This is a genomic window from Rhizobium acaciae, assembly GCF_025941625.1.
GTDB classification, from domain to species: Bacteria; Pseudomonadota; Alphaproteobacteria; order Rhizobiales; family Rhizobiaceae; genus Rhizobium; species Rhizobium acaciae.
Genome location: NZ_JAPCZO010000001.1, coordinates 40884 through 61302, shown reverse-complemented (window position 1 = coordinate 61302; position 20419 = coordinate 40884). Strand labels below are relative to the sequence as shown.

The 20419-nt window shown below is 58.3% G+C and carries 16 protein-coding genes; 10 read left to right on the top strand and 6 right to left on the bottom strand.

The genetic code is table 11. The annotated features are described in order from the left end of the window. The first annotated feature begins 66 nt into the window (after nucleotides 1-66). Nucleotides 67-834: an adenylate/guanylate cyclase domain-containing protein gene (locus OLZ32_RS00330; RefSeq protein WP_026159927.1), complete on the top strand. Its 768-nt coding sequence runs from the start codon at nucleotides 67-69 to the stop codon at nucleotides 832-834. Between the two features lie 77 nt (nucleotides 835-911). Here the strand turns inward: OLZ32_RS00330 and OLZ32_RS00325 are convergent, their stop codons facing one another. Both OLZ32_RS00325 and OLZ32_RS00320 read right to left on the bottom strand, forming a co-directional pair. Beyond that, nucleotides 912-1238 carry a DUF982 domain-containing protein gene (locus tag OLZ32_RS00325; protein ID WP_003540765.1) on the bottom strand — a complete coding sequence of 109 codons (327 nt, stop codon included), beginning with the start codon at nucleotides 1236-1238 and terminating at the stop codon, nucleotides 912-914. Nucleotides 1239-1421: 183 nt separating this feature from the next. Then, complete coding sequence (locus OLZ32_RS00320) at nucleotides 1422-1763, bottom strand: hypothetical protein (RefSeq protein WP_264395192.1); 342 nt, start codon at nucleotides 1761-1763, stop codon at nucleotides 1422-1424. Nucleotides 1764-2010: 247 nt separating this feature from the next. Between OLZ32_RS00320 and OLZ32_RS00315 the strand changes: the two genes are divergently transcribed. Then, entirely contained in the window at nucleotides 2011-3801 is a 1791-nt protein-coding gene (locus OLZ32_RS00315; protein WP_264395190.1) for a glycoside hydrolase family 15 protein, read from the top strand. Nucleotides 3802-3896: 95 nt separating this feature from the next. On the opposite strand, the gene OLZ32_RS00310 is transcribed toward OLZ32_RS00315, so the two are convergent. Next, entirely contained in the window at nucleotides 3897-4817 is a 921-nt protein-coding gene (locus tag OLZ32_RS00310; protein WP_264419493.1) for a hypothetical protein, read from the bottom strand. Then, nucleotides 4814-6724 carry a hypothetical protein gene (locus tag OLZ32_RS00305; protein ID WP_264395186.1) on the bottom strand — a complete coding sequence of 637 codons (1911 nt, stop codon included), beginning with the start codon at nucleotides 6722-6724 and terminating at the stop codon, nucleotides 4814-4816. The genes OLZ32_RS00310 and OLZ32_RS00305 overlap by 4 nt, the downstream gene beginning before the upstream one ends. 264 nt (nucleotides 6725-6988) lie before the next feature. On the opposite strand from OLZ32_RS00305, the gene uvrB reads away from it, so the two are divergent. The 5 genes from uvrB to OLZ32_RS00280 all read left to right on the top strand — a co-directional run bounded on the left by uvrB (nucleotide 6989) and on the right by OLZ32_RS00280 (nucleotide 15981). Next, entirely contained in the window at nucleotides 6989-9991 is a 3003-nt protein-coding gene (gene uvrB, locus OLZ32_RS00300) for an excinuclease ABC subunit UvrB (RefSeq protein ID WP_264395184.1), read from the top strand. A 193-nt stretch (nucleotides 9992-10184) separates the two neighbouring features. After that, nucleotides 10185-11573 carry an HD domain-containing protein gene (locus OLZ32_RS00295; RefSeq protein WP_264395182.1) on the top strand — a complete coding sequence of 463 codons (1389 nt, stop codon included), beginning with the start codon at nucleotides 10185-10187 and terminating at the stop codon, nucleotides 11571-11573. After that, a complete protein-coding gene (locus OLZ32_RS00290; protein ID WP_264395180.1) occupies nucleotides 11570-12058 on the top strand; it encodes a hypothetical protein in 489 nt (162 codons plus the stop codon). The genes OLZ32_RS00295 and OLZ32_RS00290 overlap by 4 nt, the downstream gene beginning before the upstream one ends. 368 nt (nucleotides 12059-12426) lie before the next feature. Next, nucleotides 12427-12813, top strand: coding sequence for a GNAT family N-acetyltransferase (locus OLZ32_RS00285; protein WP_264395178.1), 387 nt, complete (start codon nucleotides 12427-12429; stop codon nucleotides 12811-12813). A gap of 378 nt (nucleotides 12814-13191) precedes the next feature. After that, nucleotides 13192-15981, top strand: coding sequence for a cadherin domain-containing protein (locus OLZ32_RS00280; RefSeq protein WP_264395176.1), 2790 nt, complete (start codon nucleotides 13192-13194; stop codon nucleotides 15979-15981). Nucleotides 15982-16066: 85 nt separating this feature from the next. On the opposite strand, the gene OLZ32_RS00275 is transcribed toward OLZ32_RS00280, so the two are convergent. After that, nucleotides 16067-16378, bottom strand: a complete 312-nt coding sequence (locus OLZ32_RS00275) for a putative quinol monooxygenase (RefSeq protein ID WP_264395174.1) — start codon at nucleotides 16376-16378, stop codon at nucleotides 16067-16069. Nucleotides 16379-16559: 181 nt separating this feature from the next. On the opposite strand from OLZ32_RS00275, the gene OLZ32_RS00270 reads away from it, so the two are divergent. Continuing rightward, on the top strand, nucleotides 16560-17027 hold the full coding sequence (locus tag OLZ32_RS00270) for a YbjP/YqhG family protein (RefSeq protein WP_264395172.1): 468 nt from the start codon (nucleotides 16560-16562) through the stop codon (nucleotides 17025-17027). A 297-nt stretch (nucleotides 17028-17324) separates the two neighbouring features. Here OLZ32_RS00270 and OLZ32_RS00265 read toward each other — a convergent pair whose 3' ends face one another. Continuing rightward, nucleotides 17325-18410, bottom strand: a complete 1086-nt coding sequence (locus OLZ32_RS00265; protein WP_264419491.1) for a preprotein translocase subunit SecY — start codon at nucleotides 18408-18410, stop codon at nucleotides 17325-17327. 570 nt (nucleotides 18411-18980) lie between these two features. On the opposite strand from OLZ32_RS00265, the gene OLZ32_RS00260 reads away from it, so the two are divergent. Both OLZ32_RS00260 and dusA read left to right on the top strand, forming a co-directional pair. Then, nucleotides 18981-19193: a cold-shock protein gene (locus tag OLZ32_RS00260; RefSeq protein WP_003540801.1), complete on the top strand. Its 213-nt coding sequence runs from the start codon at nucleotides 18981-18983 to the stop codon at nucleotides 19191-19193. Between the two features lie 186 nt (nucleotides 19194-19379). After that, the gene (dusA, locus tag OLZ32_RS00255) at nucleotides 19380-20381 is read left to right on the top strand and encodes a tRNA dihydrouridine(20/20a) synthase DusA (protein ID WP_264395058.1); all 1002 of its coding nucleotides are present in this window, start codon (nucleotides 19380-19382) and stop codon (nucleotides 20379-20381) included. Nucleotides 20382-20419 lie beyond the last annotated feature (38 nt).

The following is a 20419-nucleotide window of genomic DNA, read 5'->3' as shown; positions in this document are numbered from 1 at the left end:
AGAGTTGCCAAAAGCAGGCGAGTGTCGGAAGCTTGTTTTCAGCTATCAGGCGATGGATTGCGCGACATGACGACAGCCTCATCGAGTGAGCCAACCAGGCACGGCAGCGCCAGGATCTGTCGCGGCTGCTGGGACCAGATGCATGTGCCGATTCCGATCGGCGGCCCGCTTGCCTTGCCCTTCCGCGCCTTCGGCATCACCCGCAGCAAGATGAACCCCGATATCTGCACGATCTGCGAACGCTCCTTCCAATATGTCAAGAAGCAGCGCCAGATCACCGTCGACGCCACCATCCTGTTTGCCGATATCAGGGGCTTCACGGATCTGTCGGAGCGCATCGAGGCGGTGCAACTGAGCGAGATCGTCAGCCTGTTCCAGGATCGCTGCGCGCAGGCGATCTGGGCGCATGACGGCATCGTCAACAAGCAGATGGGCGACGGCCTGATGGCGATCTTCAATTTTCCGATCGTCAGAAAGGATCACGCCGGCGCCGCGATCCTGGCCGCGCAGGAGATCCAGCAAAATTGCGCCGCCGCGCTGAACGGTCTGGCGCTCGAGGCATTGCCCGGCCGCACCCTCGGCGTCGGCGTCGGCATCCATTCCGGCAAGGTCCAGATCGGCGAATTCTCAAGCTTTCGCAGTGATTTCACCGCCATCGGCGGCGTCGTCAATCAGGCCGCAAGGCTGGAATCCCAGGCTGCCGCCGGCGAGATCCTGATCTCGGCCGAAACGGCGGCGAAGGCCGCCGATCTCGCCGCAGGCGCCGAAACCCGCATGCTTATGCTCAAGGGCATCGAGCAGCCGGTGCAGGCACGAGTGCTGGCCAAGCCCTGACCGATTGCGACCACGCCACGATCTCTTCGAAACGGATGCCGGACGCGGGACGCGCAAATCTAGCCGCGTCACTCGACCTATACCGCGGGGCTCAAGGCGGAGGCTTCGGCCCCGTCTTCATCATCATTGATCGGCACGCCGGCTTCCAGCGCGGCCAGTATGAAAGCCTGCCGCACCGTCTCGGCCGGCATCCGCCCGGCAAGCCAGGCGCGGCAGAAATCGATCGCCCTTTGCTGGTGGACGCCACCATTGACCGGCCAGTCGGAGACGAGTGCATAAAGCGCATCCTGCGGTGAGCGAAGAACCAGCCGTTCGCCGGAATCAAGGTCGATCGAGATGGGGTTTTCCCAGAAGGCGGAATGATCGCTAATGGCAGTAGCACCTGACGCTGAAGTGACAGGCAACTAACTGCGGAAGGCCGATTCCGGTTCCGACACGAGGGTCGGACGATTTCCGCGCGGCATTTCACGAATACTGTCGAGTTTTCGGCGAAGAAACGACGGGCGGCGAATGGATATTGAAATCGGGATCGCCGGCCAATGCCTTACTTTTGGCCGGGCCGATCTCGATGGTTGCGGCCCCGGCTGTCAGCCGGGCAACTTGCAGCCCTTGCTCATTCCAGCGGACTGCATGGCCGAAACCTTGCCCTTGGACGCGGCAATTTCGCCTTCCTTGTCTCCCCCGGCGACGCTGCCGATGGGGACGCCGACGAGGAAGACACCGAAAGCATCGCCGTTCGCTGCGCTGATCTGCTGCTTGGACAGGTCGTCGAGCTTGGCCTTCTCTTTCTTATGTTCTACTGCGAGCGCCTCGCAACTGAGGTTTGTATAGGCGGCCATCGGAATATCGACCTGGACGATGGCGTCAGGACGTTTGGCGCAACTGGCAAGCGCCACGGTCGCAGCGAATGCGATAATGATCTTGTTCATGAATGGTCCCCAATTCCCGCAGCAGATGTAACATCGGCGCGCGCAATGCGGGAGGCGGCAGAGCCTTCAACCACAGACTCTTATTTATCGACACTTTCCATTTCGGCTTGGCATTGCTGGCGATGCCCCCATTGATATCCGGAGTTTGCATGATAGCCGGCACGCCTACCGCCCCGTTGGTTTCCGCGCTTGACCTCCGCGCACGGCCTCTACCTAAAAGCCCGACTGCTATGCAAAGGAGGCTCCGGTGTCGGTACCCATTGAGGACTACGCGCTCATTGGCGATTGCGAAACCGCCGCACTCGTCTCGAAGAACGGCTCGATCGACTGGCTCTGTTTTCCGCGCTTCGATTCCCCCGCCTGTTTTGCCGCCCTGCTCGGCGCCGAGGATAACGGCTTCTGGTCGCTGTCACCGTCAGGTGAAAATGTCCGCGTCACGCGCCGCTACCGCAACGACACGCTCATTCTCGAAACCGAGTTTCAGACTGAGACCGGCACCGCCGTTCTCATCGACTTCATGCCGCTTCGCGATGGCACGAGCGATCTCATGCGCATCGTCGAGGGCAAGAGCGGCACTGTCGCCTTCGATATGGAGCTCAACCTTCGCTTCGATTACGGTCGAACCGTTCCCTGGGTCACGCATGGCGAGGATGGCGGCATCACCGCCATTGCCGGCCCGGACAGGCTAACTCTGAATTGCGCCGTCCCGCTCGAAGGCCGCGGCCTGAGCACGGTCGGCTCCTTCCAGGTTGCCGCTGGCGAGAGCCAGATCTTCACCCTGACCTGGTCCCCCTCGCATATGCCGCAGCCGGCTCAGCGGCAGGTGGAATATGCGCTGCCGGACACGGAGGAATTCTGGCAATCCTTTGCCGCGAAATGCCCGAAAGTGGGCCGGTGGACGGAACAGGTCAAACGCTCGCTCATCACGCTCAAGGCACTGACCTACATGCCGACGGGCGGCATCGTCGCCGCGGCGACAACCTCCCTCCCCGAAAAGATCGGCGGGCCGCGCAACTGGGACTACCGCTATTGCTGGCTGCGCGACGCGACGCTGACCCTGCTCGCCCTGATGAAGCTCGGCTATTACGAGGAGGCCAGCGCCTGGCGCAAGTGGCTGCTGCGCGCGGTCGCCGGCGCGCCGGCGCAGATACAGATCATGTATGGCGTCGCCGGCGAGCGCAATCTGCTGGAATGGCAGGTTCCCTGGCTGAGTGGCTACGAGGGCTCGACACCCGTGCGCATCGGCAATGCCGCTGCCGAACAGGTGCAGCTCGACGTTTATGGCGAGGTGGCCGACGCCATGCTGCAGGCCCGCAAGGGCGGGCTTCCGCCGCATCATCGCGAACGCGAACTGGCGGCGGCCATTCTGCCCTTTCTCGAAAAAATCTGGGTGGAGCCCGATGAAGGGATCTGGGAGGTGCGCGGCCAGCGCCAGCATTTCACCTATTCGAAGGTCATGGCCTGGGTGGCCTTCGACCGCGCCGTCCAGATTGCCGAGGCGGACGGCGAACCCGAGGCCGCCGTACGCTGGCGCACGCTCGCCGATCACATCCATGCCGAGGTTTGCGACAAGGCTTTCGATCCCGAACTCGGCTGTTTCGTGCAGGCCTACGGCTCCAAGGCGATGGATGCCAGCCTGCTGCATCTCGGCATGGTCGGCTTCATCCCGCCTGATGATCCGCGCTATGTCGCGACAGTCGAGGCGATCGAGCGCAGGCTGCTGCGCGATGGCCTGCTGCTGCGCTACGAGACGCAGGAGGTGGATGACGGCCTGCCGCCGGGCGAAGGCGCATTCCTCGCCTGCAGCTTCTGGCTGGTCGATGCCTACAACATGATCGGGCGGCGGGACGATGCTTTGCGCCTCTTCGAGCGGCTGCTCGATATCTGCAACGATGTCGGCTTGCTGGCGGAGGAATATGATCCGGCTGCGAAGCGCATGCTGGGGAACTTCCCGCAGGCGTTCAGCCATATCGGGTTGATCAACAGTGCGCTGAACCTCGCGCGGGCGGAGGGGCCGGCGGATCAACGTTCGGCTTGATGGGTGACGAAGAATGCACGAGCAAGGCAAGACCAATGGAGGCACCGCCAAACTCATTCTCAAATTTCCGTGTCTGCGCCGAAGCCGGGCTGGCGTCAGCCTGGATGGGAGCTGGGGAACTCAAATCCCAAATAGGTTTTTTTCGCGCCCCACGTGGCAAAGAAAGCCTTCCAATATTCCACGAGCCTTTCTCGTTCTCGGGGGAGAAGCTGTATGTCAACGCCAACATCCGACCGGCCGATGCCCCAGGCGACGACTTTAAAATCCGAAAGCAAGCCGTCCAGCCGAAACCCCTCCGATGCGTCGCGCTTACCCAGACCAGCAACCTCCTCATTCGTGGACGCGGTCTCCAACACGACATTCTTGACGTCGGTATCGAGGAGGTCTGAAAATATGTAGAGGACGCATGGTTCTCCATCACAGCGGGATCGAAGGATCTCCGTCAGGGCCCGACGTATCTCGGTATGATCTTCGGTCGAGCGCTTGACGCTGGCGAAACTGTCGATCCGCTGAACAAGATCGTCGCGTTGCAATTTCGCCTCTGCGGCTTTCGCCTGATAGTCGCTGATTTGTTTACTAAAGGACTGCTGCCTGCCGAAATTTTCGTCCTCGCATGCGAGACGCTTCTTGGCGACGGACGGTTGACTAAAAGCGCCTTCCTCATGTGGGCATTCCGCCAGTAAAACCGGCGATGGCGCTGGCGGAACGCGCGTCACCGTCAAGTCCGCGATCAGCTCATAGCCAATCGCAGTATCTCGAACCTCGATGAGATCGACACGTCCTTCAAAATCCGCAGGCCCGACGAGCTCTCTGACCCCCGCCGCAAGCAGTTTCGATGCGCCGCCGAGGTCCGTCGAACGGTCGAGAACAATGATGTTCCTCGGCGTGCCTGATGCGGTGGACGTGATGGGCGGTGGCGGCTGCGGCGGATCCGCGGACCGCGGCGATACGCGGCCAAACATGAGAAACAGCAGAACGGCGACCACCGATACTGAGAGGAAAAACGCAAATCTCACTCGGCTGCCTCCTTCTCATATGCCTCGCTCTTGCCAGCATCTTCACCCTTTCTCTGCAACTGCTCCAGGAGGGCCTCGATATCTTCCGCCACGAAATTGCGAAAGCGGCCGAGAGTGGTGCAAAAAACCAGGCATCGTGCATGAACGTAGCTGCGAACTTCCTCCTTCGATTCGGCGATATCGGTTTCCCAATTTCGCAGCAACGCTTCCTCTTCTTCGTTGCGCGCCAGATGCTCGACTTCGTTTTTCTTGAGCTCGAGCTGCTTCTCAAGCTGTTGGCGCCCTCCTCTGTAGAGATCGAGCAACACGTTCAAGATCAATAGCTTGCGAAATCTCTCCTGACGCATGCGCGCCAGGCGTCGTTCCAGCAAACTATATTCATAGATCGGATCATGCTGAAATATCCGGCCAGCAACGGCCGAAATGAAGAAGACAGCGAAAATGACAAGCGCCATACGCCCCTCCGGATTTTCGAAAGGGGATGTCAGCGTCCTCAGAAACGTACGCCGTACTTCTTCTTTGTCGCTCACGTCTTTCTGCAGTCTCTCGATCACGCCCCGCAAGTTTGCGTTGGCCTGTTCTTCGGCGCTTCCGGGTGTGGTCGCCGTTGTTCTCCTCCGATCGAGAATTGTTATCTGGTCACGTACGCCCGAAATTTCCTCGCCCATTCGGAGCGCTTCGCCGGCATTCTGCCGCAAGGTCGCGCCGGCATAGACGCCGGCGCAGCCGACCGCGATCAGAACAATAGCGGCAGACAGAGCGACGAAGCGCCAGCGCACGACCAGTGTCGGCTGTGGAGTTTCGACCAGCCTGTGCGACCGCGTACGCATCAACGCATATCCGGCCAGTTCCCCGGCCGTCATCAGTCCGAATGTAAAAACAGTAGCGCCGGCTACGGCGATCGTCTTATCCCCGTTCGTCAGTGCCAGGAAAATTGGATAGGAAAACAGCAGTTCCGCCGGCACGGCGATCACTCGGAAAATACTGGTTACACTGAAAAGCTCCCAAATCCGAAGGATAAGAGAGGAAATGCGATCCAACCTGGCCGCTGAATTTTCGTTCAGGGCGGCTGAGGCATTCTCAAGCGTGGCCTGTCCGCCTCCCCCTTGTCCCATGCTTCGACGCCATTCAGCTATGTTTCGCTGAAAGAAGGAGACAAAGCGCTCGATGAACACCGGCCTGCCCACCGCAGTCTCCCAAAGCTTGAAGGTGCGATCCGCAGCGACCTCCTCCTCATCGGGGGATTCATGTTCCGAGATGTGTTTGTTGAGGCGCTCGATCATTTCATCGGTAAAAGTCCGGTCAACTTCGACCGCCTTTTGCTCCTGACGCAGCGCGAAAATCTGCTCTCTTCTGTTGCCATCCCGTCTGGCGATAAATTGCCTGATCTCGTGTTCCCGCGCCCGAAGCACGGAATAGCCGGCGTGCTCGAGTGTAAGATAGAAACTCCTTACCTGAAGCGGCAGCAGATTTGCTCTCGATGTTGCGGCCAGCAAGGCACTGCAGCGATCCTTCAAACGTAGAAAAAACCCTACTTCCCGGAACCGGACACGATTGGCGCGCTCAAGCCGTTGCTGTAGGTGTTCGAGCTGATCAGAACGCTTTTGTTGCTGCCGCTGCATCTTCAACATCGCAATGGCGTGGCGCTCTCTGATCGATCTCATCCGCTTTGCTTCAGCATTGGATTCGACCTCACCCCGAAAGCTCCGTGATGAGCGCCCGGACAATGCCCCTGCGATCGAAACAATGACAGTAACTATAGTAAAGACAGCGCACGCAATTGCTAAAATTCCGAGGAGGAGAATTCCATCCCGGCTTAAGTCAAGGCCGATAAGCTGAGCGGTTTGCGTGCCGAGCCATGAAATCCAAGATACGGCAAATTGATATACAAAATCCACTACTTGCATTGCGCATCTCATGGTTTTTGCTTCGGCTCGGCAACCGAAACAGGGGGACTATACAATCAATTTACAAAAACTTACTTCAGATTGAAAATCTGTTCAATGTGATTTTATGGTGCTTTCTTGGCGGCTGCTTGAGGTAACGCATTGCGGATTTCGCCTGCAGGAGCAGATGCAGCGCCACTATTCCAAAATCCGAACGATTCATTCGTTTCCCTTTTGTACTCTCAACCCCTTCCATTTCCGCATGACAACAGCCATATTCCGCGCATGGCAAAATTTCCGAAGAAATCCCCCGCCCCGAATGGCTTCGAGGAAGCCCCTCAATCGTCTTTTGAGGGAGCCCCTCTCTCGGGCTCGGTTGCCGATTGGGTGAAGCAGCTGGAGGCCGATGCCGAAACCTCGGGCGTCGAGACCCAGCGCCAGATCGCCTCCAAGGCCGGCAAACATCGCAAGAAGGTGGAAATCGCCGCCAGGACGAAAACCAGCGACGGCGGCGTCAGCGCGTCGAAATCGGCGCGCGGCACCTCCATGGGCGGCTCGACCGATCCGAAGACGCGCGCGGCCGCCGGTCTCAATCCCGTCTCCGGCATGGATACGACACTGGAGGAGGCCTCGTCGCTGCAGGCCGGCACCGCCGTCACCGCGACGGTCGAGGCGCTGTCGGCGCTGATCGAGAGCGGCAATCCGCTGCACAAAAACGGCAAGATCTGGACGCCGCACCGCCCTGCCCGCCCCGACAAATCCGAAGGCGGCATCGCCATCCGCATGCAGTCGGATTACGAGCCGGCCGGCGACCAGCCGACCGCGATCCGCGATCTCGTCGAGGGGCTGGAGAATGGCGACCGCAGCCAGGTGCTGCTCGGCGTCACCGGCTCCGGCAAGACCTTCACCATGGCCAAGGTGATCGAGGCGACGCAGCGCCCGGCCGTCATCCTGGCGCCGAACAAGACGCTGGCCGCCCAGCTCTATTCCGAATTCAAGAATTTCTTCCCCGACAATGCGGTGGAATATTTCGTTTCCTACTATGATTATTACCAGCCGGAAGCCTATGTGCCGCGCTCCGACACCTATATCGAGAAGGAATCCTCGATCAACGAGCAGATCGACCGCATGCGCCACTCGGCGACGCGCTCGCTACTCGAACGCGACGACTGCATCATCGTCGCCTCGGTCTCCTGCATCTATGGTATCGGCTCGGTCGAGACCTATACGGCGATGACCTTCCAGATGTCGGTCGGCGACCGGCTCGACCAGCGCCAGCTGCTGGCCGACCTCGTCGCCCAGCAATATAAACGCCGCGACATGGATTTCACCCGCGGCTCTTTCCGCGTGCGCGGCGACACGATCGAGCTTTTCCCCGCCCACTTGGAAGATGCCGCCTGGCGCATCTCGATGTTCGGCGACGAGATCGACGCCATCACCGAGTTCGACCCGCTCACCGGCCAGAAGGTCGGCGACCTGAAATCGGTGAAAATCTACGCCAATTCGCACTATGTCACCCCGCGCCCGACGCTGAACGGCGCCATCAAGTCGATCAAGGAGGAGCTCAGGCTTCGCCTGGCCGAGCTGGAGAAGGCAGGCCGCCTGCTGGAAGCCCAGCGCCTGGAGCAGCGTACCCGCTACGATATCGAAATGCTCGAGGCGACCGGCTCCTGCCAGGGCATCGAGAACTATTCGCGCTACCTCACCGGCCGCGACCCCGGCGATCCGCCGCCGACGCTGTTCGAATATATCCCGGACAACGCCCTCGTCTTCATCGACGAAAGCCATGTCACCGTGCCGCAGATCGGCGGCATGTACCGGGGCGACTTCAGGCGCAAGGCGACGCTGGCCGAATACGGCTTCCGCCTGCCCTCCTGCATGGACAACCGGCCGCTGCGCTTCGAGGAATGGGATGCCATGCGCCCCGACACGATCGCCGTCTCGGCCACCCCAGGCGGTTGGGAGATGGAGCAGTCCGGCGGCGTCTTCGCCGAACAGGTGATCCGCCCAACCGGCCTGATCGACCCGCCGGTCGAGGTCCGCTCGGCCCGCAGCCAGGTCGACGACGTGCTCGGCGAGATCCGCGAAACATCAGCCAAGGGCTACCGCACCCTCTGCACCGTGCTGACCAAGCGCATGGCCGAGGACCTGACAGAATATCTGCATGAGCAGGGCGTACGCGTCCGCTACATGCACTCCGATATCGACACGCTGGAACGCATCGAGATCCTCCGCGATCTCCGCCTCGGCGCCTTCGACGTGCTCGTCGGCATCAACCTCTTGCGCGAAGGCCTCGACATTCCCGAATGCGGCTTCGTCGCCATTCTCGACGCCGACAAGGAAGGCTTCCTGCGCTCGGAGACCTCGCTGATCCAGACGATCGGCCGCGCCGCGCGTAACGTCGACGGCAAGGTCATCCTCTATGCCGACCAGGTCACCGGCTCGATGAAGCGGGCGATGGAGGAAACCGGCCGCCGCCGCGAAAAGCAGATGGCCTATAACCTGGAACACGGCATCACGCCGGAATCGGTCAAGGCCAGGATCAACGACATCCTCGACTCCGTCTACGAACGCGACCACGTCCGCGCCGATATCTCGGGCGCCTCGGGCAAGGGCTTCGCCGATGGCGGCAACCTCGTCGGCAACAACCTCCAGACCCATCTCAACGCGCTCGAAAAAAGCATGCGCGACGCCGCCGCCGACCTCGACTTCGAAAAAGCCGCCCGCCTCCGCGACGAAATCAAACGCCTCAAGGCCGTCGAACTCGCCGCCATGGACGATCCGATGGCGCGGGAGGAAGCGAAAGCGATGGAAGGCGGCGGAAGAAAGAAGACTGGCGCCGCAAACGCAACGAACTCCCTCCCCCCTGTGGGGAGGGTTGGGGAGGGGAAAGCCGCAAACTCGACGCAAGCTTCCTACTTCGCCAAACCCTCCATCGACGACATGGGCCCAGGCACCGACACCACCACCCCCCTCTTCCGCAAACCCGCCCTCGACGACATGGGCCGCGACATCGCCGAGCCCGCAAAGAAGACCCTCTTCCGCAAAAACGACCTCGACGAAATGACCGTCGGCCGAACCGAAAAGCCGGTCACCGGCGCGCTGCCGGAAAAGCCGGAAGCCGCCAAGAGCACGAAGCGGTTTTCACCGCTGCTCGAAGGCCAGCCGGAGCGCGACGACGTGCGGCCCGTCGTGCGCGGGAGGACGGGTGTGGGGAGCTATGAGGATCCGGGCGAGCAGAAGCGCAAGAGCCGGACGAAGGGGAAGACTGGGCGGCCAGGAAGATAGTTCGGCTCATCAAATTCGAACAGTTCCTTCCGCCAGCTGCCACTAGGCACAGAGCAATACTTAGCCGCGAAACCAACAGTAATCTTCAGCTATATTTCGGCGCAGCGAAATTGCAACTAATGACACAATCTGAGATTGACAATCGCACTCTAAAAATGCTCGCTAGTTGTTTAGGGCAGGATGAGTCGTTAGCATGGCAAAAACACAAAGAATTAGGGATCCTTTGCATGATCTAATCGAATTCGGCATCGACGACTTCGATCAGTTTTTGTGGAAGCTAATAAACACTCCCGAGTTTCAAAGGCTTCGTAGAGTAAAGCAGCTAGGATTCTCCGAACTCGTTTATCCTGGCGCTACCCACAGCAGGTTCTCCCATAGCATCGGCGTGTTTCATACAGCCAGACAATTGATTTCATTAATTTCGAATAGAATTGAAAAGTTTGATAGAGACGCTGCGGAAGTCGCGCTGACCGCAGCGTTGGTGCACGATCTCGGCCACGGGCCTTTCAGTCATGCATTTGAAGAAGCGACGAAATTACTGAACAAAGACATAAGTGAAAGGGAGGGGAAAAAGGCAGAAAAATTAAAAAAACACGAAATCTGGACATCCGAAATTATCCTTGGCGACACAGCTATTTCACAACTCATAAGAGATGAAAAGGGAGAGGATTTCCAGAAGCGTGTGTCGAATATGCTGTTGGCCGATACGCCGGCAGATATATATTCCGCAGTGGTCTCAAGCCAATTTGACGCTGATCGCCTTGATTACGTTAGAAGAGACCGCCTGATGACCGGCGCAAAGCATGGCGGATTCGATTACTCTTGGATACTGGCCAACCTTCAAGTTGCACCTATTCCGCTAGCTATCGATGACGAGGCGTATTCAACCGTCGATAGTTTGGTATTGGGACCTAAGGCGTTTCAAGCTGCGGAGTCGTACGTTCTTGGTTTGTTTCACCTCTATTTTACGGTATACTATCATAAGGCGACTCGATCTGCGGAGAAGATTTTGTCCGCAGTTCTGCGACGCCTAGGAAATCTGATTGCCTCGGGAGATGCTGAGAAAAGCGGCCTTGGAAAGAGCAACCCGCTGATTTCATTTATAGAAGGGCGAGCATTGCAATCGTATGTGAACTTGGACGATTTCTTGGTGTGGGGGAGCTTGACGGCCATGCAAGATAGCGAGGACATAGAACTTAGTACGTTGTCGAGGAGGTTATTGCGTAGAGATCTCTATAAGGCGGTGGATATCACAAACCACTTCGAAGGCCGCGGTGAAAATTCGGGAACCGCGCATTTTAGAGCAGCTCTTTCCGAAGCGAAAAAGAATGGAGATTTCGACGAAACCGAAATTTTTGAAGACCAGCCATCTAGAAATCCATACAAGAGACGCGGCCACGGCTCGCCAGAGGCATTGTCCAAGATTTATATAAAAATGACAGATGAAGGACGCCCTGAAGATCTCAGAGATTGCTCTGACGTGGTTAAGGCTCTCGAGGAAAAGACCGTTTTTCGAGTTTATGTGAGGGACGCAGCCGCACGTAAAAAAATCGAGGATATTATAAAAAAGGTCGAAAAATGATGGACTTGCCGGAAATCGTAACAAAAGTTGTCAATTTAAACAACAACAGGCTTGTCGGGAAAACGCGCCTTCAAAAGACATTTTACTTTTTAGAGGAGTTAGATGCTGGATTTGGCCTTACCTTTGATTACTATCACTATGGACCATACTCCGAAGACCTCAATATAGCGACGCAAGACGCCGAAGCCTTGGGTCTGTTAAACGTAGATTGGAAATCCACTTCGGCCGGAACTAATTACGCTATATTTTACTCAAAGATTAGACCTGAAGAAGAAGACATAGACAAAAGAAGAGTTAAGATACTCCAGGTATTGGATCAATACGATTCCATCTCAATAGAGCTTGCCGCTACGGCAGATTATTTAGAAAAAAACGGTTACGGAAGTGAGGCGTGGCTGGAAACGGAAGCCAGAAAGCCAGAAAAGGCAAGCACCGACCGGATAGACCGTGCGAAAAATATTCTCAAAGAGCTGTCGCGCATTTGATAGAACATGACACCAATCGAAGCGATTGAAATATGCTTGATAGACCAATCCGTAGAAGTAATCTTTGAGGCAACGTTCCCATTTCGTACGCTTTCTCGCTCCTGCTCAACCTCTTGCAGCGGGGCAATCTCACTTCACGAAATGGGCTCCCGTGCCCTAGGACTGGGACGCACTGGATTTCTGTGGAGAGTTTACTCCCTATCCCCTTTGATCATAACCATCCCCGCCCTAGCTTCCGCTGGCGGGCGGTCTGGCACCTAAGGCCCCGCTGGGCGCAGTGAGCAGGGATTGGAACGGCCACCCTTGCATACTGACAGCCGTACTGCGTAAGCGCAGACGGGCCTGAATCCCACCAAGGGGAAGTACCCATGCCAGAACTCCGCATCGATCCCTTCCCCTCTGCCGCCGAACTCAACACCCTCTGGTCCGCCGCCTGGGGCGCGCCCACCCCGCGCGACTTCACCCCCATCCTGTCCCGCAGCCTCGCCCATATCGGCGCCTACCACGACAACCAACTCATCGGCTTCGTCAACGTCGCCTGGGATGGCGGCATCCATGCCTTCATCCTCGATACATCGGTCCATCCCGACATGCGAAGGCAAGGCATCGCGACGCGGTTGGTCAGGGAAGCGACAAGGATTGCGCGGGAGCGTGGCGCAGAGTGGTTGCATGTCGATTTCGAACCGCACCTGACCGGATTCTACCGCGCCTGCGGCTTCAGACCCACGGAAGCAGGCCTCATCAAGCTGATGTGAAGCCTCGCGCGAGAAGCGGAGCAAGTCGAAGCCAGCACCAACCTGCGATAGTGAGGCGGATGATCGCACGGCGTGGCGCCAGCGAAGACCTTGCTGAAAACACAATTTTCGCGAGAGCTTCCCACCTGAAAATGAAAGATAATACTATTTACGAAACCAAAGCATGACTTTGAGTTCTCAAATTAAAATTCCTTTCCCCAGTATTTCATCCTTAGTTTTTCATTAAAAAAGCAATGAAAAGACACAATTTTGCATTGAAAACTTAATCGAGGATTGGCATAGATCCCCGAGGGGTTGTCGTCCGCTGAGCAATAAAACAGTTCTTTCGGGGATGTCTCATATTGCCGAGTACAAAGCATCTTTTGGGGAAAGATATATATGGCCTTGAATATTCTGGACACGAACGGCGCCACAGTTACCAAGACCGGCGCTGAGTTCGAAGCTTACGATGTTATCCGCTACTCCGCCGCTAATCCTCTCTCCGCCGTCGCCCTCACCGTCTCAGATTCCAGCGTGGCAGACCTCGCCGACGAGTTGGGCTCGGTTTCCGCGAGCGTCAGGGGCTCGAGCGGCCCCAATACGATCACGACGGGCGCCGGCAACGACACCATAGTGAGTGGTGGTGGCGCAGACACGCTGAGCGGCGGCGGCGGTAACGACTTGCTCAATGGTGAAGCAGGCAATGACACGCTGAATGGCGGCGATGGCAATGACGAGATTTACGGCGGCGTCGGCAATGACGTCCTCAAGGGCGGCGCGGGTAATGACACGATTAGCGACGGAGATTATTTTTCCGATGTCGCTGAAACCTTCAATATCGATGCCGGCGATGGCAACGACAAAGTGATTTTGTTCACCGGCTCTTTCGCCAAGATATCGGGAACGATAGACGGCGGGGCCGGCACCGACACGCTGCAAGCCAATGATCTGACAGGCCTGACGATCAAGAACGTCGAGATTCTCCAGCCTGCGACATCCAGCGTGACCGCATCGACGGCACAATTCGAATCCTTCGATAAAATCATCGGTACCGGCTCCGATTCTTCCGTGCAGTTGGTCTTGACAGACGGCGCCCATGTCGATCTTTCCGACGAGTTGGCAGGCAAGCTAAACTACATCTTTGGCGGCCCTAACGTTTCCGGCATCAACGTCACAACCGGGAGCGCTCGCGACCTTCTCACCGGGACTGCCGGCAGAGACATCTTAGACGCCGGCGACGGCAACGATTATATCAATGGCAATGGCGGAAATGACCGGTTGATCGGCGGCAAGGGCGACGACACGATCGTCGATGGCCAGCTTTCCAGCTCTTCGCCGGAAGTCTTCGACATTGATGCGGGCGACGGGAACGATGTCGTAACCCTCCAGACACCGTCTCAGGCGCTTTCCGGGACGATCGACGGCGGTGCCGGGATTGATACACTGCGAGTGTCCAGGTTTGCCCAGCTGACGATCAAGAATTTCGAAATTCTTGAAACGAATGAGTATGGCTTTACCGGTTCATCCGCGCAGTTAGAAAGCTTTGACAAAATCTCGGGAACGAAGGACGCTTTCGGCTCCTCCATCGCCATCTTGAGATTGACGGACAAGGCCCATGTCGATCTTTCCGACGAGCTTGGAAACAGTCGGGCTAGTATATTTGGCACGGTCTCCGGTATTGACGTCAAGACTGGCGGCGGTGACGACATATTTACGGGAACCGACGGCAACGATATTTTCGATGGTAGCGGCGGCAACGACACGATCAACGGCAATGCCGGCAACGACAAATTGACCGGCGGCGATGGCAACGATCAGATCTTCGGCGGCGTCGGAAATGACGTCATCAAAGGCGGCGCGGGCGACGATAAAATCACCGATGGCGATAATATGTCCACCGCCCCCGAGACCTTCGATATCGATGCGGGCGATGGCAATGATGCCATCAACCTGCAGACACACTCTTCCGCGCTTTCCGGAGTAATCGATGGCGGCGCCGGCACGGACACGCTGCAGGTCATCAAACCTACTTTAGGCCCTGGGCAGGAATCCATCGGGCTTGCCGGTTTCACGATCAAGGACGTCGAAATTCTTGAAACGGCGGGAGCCGAGGTTCTTGCTTCGGCCGCCCAGTTCGAAAGCTTCGACAAGATCGTCAAATACGAAATGCCGGGCTATGAGAACGATGTCCTCGCACTGACTTTAACGGACAGCGCCCATGCCGACCTCTCCGACGAACTGGCAAACCGCCACGTCGACATCTTCGGCACCGCCTTCGGCATCGACGTCAAGACCGGCGGCGGCGACGACTATTTCTTCGGAACCGGCGGCAATGACAAATTCGAAGGCGGCGCCGGCAACGACGTGCTTTTGGGCGGTGCGGGCATCGATACGGCGGTCTTCTCAGGCAATTTCGCCAAATACACCTTCGCATTGAACAATGGCAGCCACATCCTGACGAGCGCCCTGGAGGGCAAGGATACGCTGACCGATGTTGAATTCGCCCGTTTTGCCGACGGCGTCTACGATTTCGCCAAGGGAAAGTTCACGCCCGACGGCAGCAACAGCGCGCCCACCAATATACAGCTCTCGAAAACTTCCCTGTTGGAGAGCACACCGATCTGGACCACGGTCGGCCTGCTCAGCGCCAAGGACGCCGATGGCGACGCGCTCACCTATACGCTGATCGACGGAGCCAACGACCACTTCCGGATCAATGGCAACCGTATCGTCACCTCGAAGGCTCTGGACTACGAGACGGCGAAGTCGCACACGATCAAGGTCGCTGTTTCGGATGGCAAGGTCACTGTCGAAAAGGACATCACGATCAACGTGCTCGACGTCAACGAGGCCCCCGTCAACAAGGCGCCGACCAATCTCGCCTTCTCGCGCAGCTCGATCTCCGAGAATGTCGCCATCGGCACCTCGGTCGGCCTGCTCACGGCAAAGGATCCGGAAGGCGACACGGTGAAATGGCGGCTGACGGACGATGCCGACGGCATCTTCAAGCTCGTCGGCAACAAGATCCAGACGAAGGCTGCAATCGACTACGAAAGCACCCACAGCCTGACCTTCACCGCCGAAGCCTATGACGCGGCCGGAAACGTCACCAGCCACGATTTCACGCTGGCCGTGAAGGACGTCTTCGAGCTGTCGGTTTCGAGCTTGTCGCATGAGGCGCTGATTTAGCCGCGACAGAATTGCCGGGCACCGAGGTGGGACTTGCAGTCGTGCAAGCCCCACCGATGGGTGGCCGCGCGGAATCAGGCACGCATCAGTCAAACCGCTCGTCGATATGCTCCACCTCAGCGGAAATCACATTGTCGATAACGACATGCGACAGCAGCGTCGGGCCGACGGCCCATAGCTCGCGCATGTGGTCCGTATCCTCGTGCCGGCGATGCGCGTCCTCGCTGGTGAAGGCCTCGGCCAACAGGATCTTGTCGGGATGCTCGGGCATCGGTACCAACTCGATATAGAGACAATCCGGGTCGAGCCGGCTCTGTTCGAGATGGTTCTGAGCCGCGGCCAGATAGGCATGGCGCTTTCCAGGCTTGGTCATGAAGAATCCGACGATGCATTTCATCTCACCCTCCCCAGCTTGATTTGGAAGTCTCGCCCGGGCGTCTGTCACAAGCAAGTGCGGAGCCTTGTCATCGGAACACGGCCGATGGCCGCGCCAAACCTGAGTACCCCCTCCAAAAATGCCGCTCCACCTCCGCGCCCGATTCCGCTATGATTTCCTGCCGATCCGAGGAGAACCCCGCATGCGTCTGCCCACATTCATCCTCGCCCTTGCTGTCTCGGCGCTCGCAGCCTTGCCCGCATCGGCGCAGACCTACAAGACGCCGCAGGCGCTGCTCAAGGCGCTCTATAGCTACGACACCGACAACAGCGACGCCGAGGCGCCCTCGCCCTATTCCGCATTCTTCTCCGACCACCTGAACGAGCTCCTTCAGACCGATCTCGACAACACACCGGAGGGCGATGTCGGCGCGATCGACTTCGATCCCGTCATCGCGGGTCAGGATGGCGCGGCCAGCGACGTCAGGATCGGCCAACCGATCCTGCTGGATGATAAGGCCGAGGTGGAGGTGGAATTCGAAAACGGCGAAGAGGTGACGCTCTTCTACACCCTGGTGCGCGAACACGGCGGCTGGAAGGTCGACGACATCGCCAATCAGAAGGGTGATAATCCGTGGAGCCTGAGCGGGTTGCTGGGGGACGCGCAGTAGGTGGTTGGGATCGGACGAACGAGGCGCTGCCGACCTATCTTCCTTCATTCCTGTGCCTGTCACAGGAATCCAGCCACGGCGCGTCGGCGCTGTGAATAGCTTTCTTTCAACGAAGTCTCCTCCGCGCCCAGGACCTGGGGCCTGAATGCACCGGATAACGGCGGCCATAAGGATTCTACGCCGGTTCGCTGGCTCGACTCCGTTTGAGGCAAACATTCACCCCCGTCGCGGCTCCGGCCTTCACTCAAAAGCTCACGAGGCATCTAGACGGACCAAGCGTTTCCTTGAGGCGAGCCTTCACGAGGCTGTCTGGGCCGAGACATGGGGTCCCGTTGAATCTTCCACTTTAACTGTATCCCAGTTCCGAAGCCCGAGAGCTGTTATCGTCAAAACGATGATGCCGATGGAGCCGGGGCTGACCGGAAGCTGAATGAATGCACTTACGAGGGCGCCGGAGACAAGCAGCAGGATCTGGATGAAGGCAATAATGCTTGCAATCGCGGCCAGACGAATATTCGCCCCATTCATGACCTCAAGTCGCCTGACATAGGCGAAAACGATCAGCGGGATCAGGATCGATGCCATTACGAGAGCGATGATTTGCAAAGGCAACCCTTGAGCCGCAGCAATGACATTTGGAGCAATGAAGGCGAAAAAGGCCAGCACATAACCTGCAGCGGTGATGGCCAGCACCGGCGGCCAGATGAGAATTGCCCTTGGCTCAACCGTCTTTTCTGCGATGACGCCGGCCTCGTGACATGCCGACCTCCACAGGAAAGCCGTGACGACCACCGCGGCGACCGACAAGACGAGATAAACCGCGACAATCAGCCATTGCGTCGAAGGCACGGCTCCGGTTCTCGTCATTTCGACTGAAGCGATCACATTCTTTGGCAGGCTTAATAGGATCGGGATCGAGTATAATGGCCAGAGGCCATCGCGCAGGCCTGCGATCCTTATGCGATCGGAGAGGAAGATCGTGAACGCCGTCGCGCCCACGCAGGATGCGATCGTGAGCATGGTGAAGCTAGTCCTATTATCAGCGACCAGAGGCGTCGCGCCCAGGCCGCCTGATATGGCGTACGCCTGCAGAGCGGCAACAGCCAGCGCGATCACTATGACGATCGCAGGTCCCAGGACGGTGTTTCGATCTTGCTCATCATTCTGCTTGAGCCAAGGAAAAGCAATCAATCGTGCAATTTCCGCAAGTCCCAGCGCGGCGAAAAGAGGCGTCAGTCCAAGGACTAGGATCGATATGCGAGAGAGCATATCGGAATCGGCAGTGTATGCCAGGCTAGCAAGAGCATCCAAATCGATCCCGGGAAGCGGGATGTGCAAACCCAGCGTATAAACGATGCCGATCAGCGCGAAGGTGATGATCATTTGCCGCGAATCCATTCGATTTCCCCCGGGTCACCGATCTTGATGGATCGCATCTCGCTAGTGCGAACCACAGGGTTTAATCTCAAGTTGAATCATGCGAAGTCAAGAGCTGTCGGATAGGGCTCATGGGTATCTTGCCGGTGCCGCCCCAAACCGCTTCCCCAACAAAATCCCTGACCCGGCTAGAATCCGCCCATCATCCCGTTTCGGCACGGAATCCCGATATGGCACAAGCGTGCAAGAATCCGTTAACCCATCGTCAAGTATCTGAATCTTCGGCATTTCCCGGTATCGATGCGGGCATGCCACAATAATCCCGCTTGCTTTTTGCCCGAAATGCTGGCACGAATTGACTTACTCGGGCATTTGCATGCCGGTGACTGGACTGATGTGGTAATCCCTTCCGTTTGGAAGGCGGCGCGGGACTACCCGCCTACGTAGACGTTCTTTCCCCGTACGTGACTTCTCCGACTGACCCTTCGTCCCAATCGATCGGGGCGAAAGCTAAAGCCGTCCGCTTCCTCTCGGGGGCGCGGATACTACACAGACTAAGGGAAAAGGACGATCCCAATGGCCACCAAGGGCACCGTAAAATTCTTCAACCAGGACAAGGGTTTTGGTTTCATCACGCCAGACGGCGGCGCAAAGGACGTTTTCGTCCATATCTCTGCGCTGCAGGCTTCTGGCATCCAGTCGCTGCGCGAAGGCCAGCAGGTTACTTTCGACACCGAGCCGGATCGCATGGGCAAGGGCCCGAAGGCTGTCAACATCTCGGCTTCGTAAGTCAGACTTCCGCTCACGCGGCATGAACGGCGCTCCGCAAGGGGCGCTGTTTCTGTTTGTGCGCGCCACTAGTTTGTCGATCGCATCGGCAAGTGTTATATGCGCGTTTTATGGATGATCCCGCCCCATGCGGCTGCGACGGCGCCGTGAGACGGTACCGCGGGAACAAGGAACAATGGAACGTCGATGACGCAGAAGAGGCCGATTTTTGCGGTCGCCCCGATGATCGACTGGACGGATCGGCATTGCCGCTATTTCCACCGGCAGATCAGCCGCGAGGCGCTGCTCTATACCGAGATGGTAGTGGCCGATGCGATCATCCACGGCCCGCGCGACCGGCTGCTCGGTCATGACGCCGCCGAGCATCCGCTGGCGCTGCAACTCGGCGGATCGGACCCGGCAAAGCTTGCTGAGGCGGTGAAAATCGCCGAACCCTACCTCTATGACGAGATCAATCTCAATGTCGGCTGCCCCTCCGACCGCGTGCAGTCCGGAACCTTCGGCGCTTGTCTGATGCTGACGCCGGAAACGGTGGCCGCATGCGTCGCTGCGATGAAGAGGGTTGCGACCGTGCCGGTGACGGTGAAATGCCGGATCGGAGTCGACGAGCAGGAACCGGAACACGCGCTGCCCGAGCTGATCAGCCGCGTTCTCGATGCCGGCGCCGATGCGATCTGGATCCATGCGCGCAAGGCCTGGCTGAAGGGCCTGAGCCCCAAAGAAAACCGCGAGATACCGCCGCTCGACTATGAGATCGTCTATCGGATGAAACAACGCTGGCCCGATGTCTTCATCGGTATCAATGGCGGTATCCGCACGCTCGACGAGGCAGCAACCCACCTCGCCCATGTCGACGGCGTCATGCTCGGCCGCGCCGCCTATCAGAATGCCGCGATCCTAGCCGACATCGACCAGCGCTTCTTTGGTGCGCCGGCGGCCGAGCCGGACTGGGAGGCGTTGCGTGACCGGATGATGACCTATGCCGAACGTCACATCGCCAGCGGCGGCCGGCTGCAGCACGTGGCCCGCCACATGGTCGGCCTCTTCACCGGCCTGCCCGGCGCCCGCCGCTACCGTCAGATCCTCTCAACCGATGCGGCAAAAACCGGCGCCGGGCCGGAAGTGTTGGCGGCGGCCTTTGCGGCAGTGGATTTCTCGGGGGCGGATCAGGAAGCAGTCAGCGCCTGACGTGAGGTGATGCCTAGTCATGGCGCTGAGGTGAAGCG

Excerpts from the sequence above, each read along its gene's own strand:
- OLZ32_RS00330 (WP_026159927.1), top strand. The coding sequence starts at position 67 with ATGACGACAGCCTCATCGAGTGAGCCAACCAGGCACGGCAGCGCCAGG.
- uvrB (WP_264395184.1), top strand. The coding sequence starts at position 6,989 with ATGGCAAAATTTCCGAAGAAATCCCCCGCCCCGAATGGCTTCGAGGAA.
- OLZ32_RS00265 (WP_264419491.1), bottom strand. The coding sequence starts at position 18,410 with ATGATCATCACCTTCGCGCTGATCGGCATCGTTTATACGCTGGGTTTG.
- OLZ32_RS00275 (WP_264395174.1), bottom strand. The coding sequence starts at position 16,378 with ATGAAATGCATCGTCGGATTCTTCATGACCAAGCCTGGAAAGCGCCAT.
- OLZ32_RS00285 (WP_264395178.1), top strand. The coding sequence starts at position 12,427 with ATGCCAGAACTCCGCATCGATCCCTTCCCCTCTGCCGCCGAACTCAAC.
- OLZ32_RS00320 (WP_264395192.1), bottom strand. The coding sequence starts at position 1,763 with ATGAACAAGATCATTATCGCATTCGCTGCGACCGTGGCGCTTGCCAGT.
- OLZ32_RS00290 (WP_264395180.1), top strand. The coding sequence starts at position 11,570 with ATGATGGACTTGCCGGAAATCGTAACAAAAGTTGTCAATTTAAACAAC.
- OLZ32_RS00260 (WP_003540801.1), top strand. The coding sequence starts at position 18,981 with ATGGCCACCAAGGGCACCGTAAAATTCTTCAACCAGGACAAGGGTTTT.
- OLZ32_RS00305 (WP_264395186.1), bottom strand. The coding sequence starts at position 6,724 with ATGCAAGTAGTGGATTTTGTATATCAATTTGCCGTATCTTGGATTTCA.
- dusA (WP_264395058.1), top strand. The coding sequence starts at position 19,380 with ATGACGCAGAAGAGGCCGATTTTTGCGGTCGCCCCGATGATCGACTGG.
- OLZ32_RS00280 (WP_264395176.1), top strand. The coding sequence starts at position 13,192 with ATGGCCTTGAATATTCTGGACACGAACGGCGCCACAGTTACCAAGACC.
- OLZ32_RS00295 (WP_264395182.1), top strand. The coding sequence starts at position 10,185 with ATGGCAAAAACACAAAGAATTAGGGATCCTTTGCATGATCTAATCGAA.
- OLZ32_RS00270 (WP_264395172.1), top strand. The coding sequence starts at position 16,560 with ATGCGTCTGCCCACATTCATCCTCGCCCTTGCTGTCTCGGCGCTCGCA.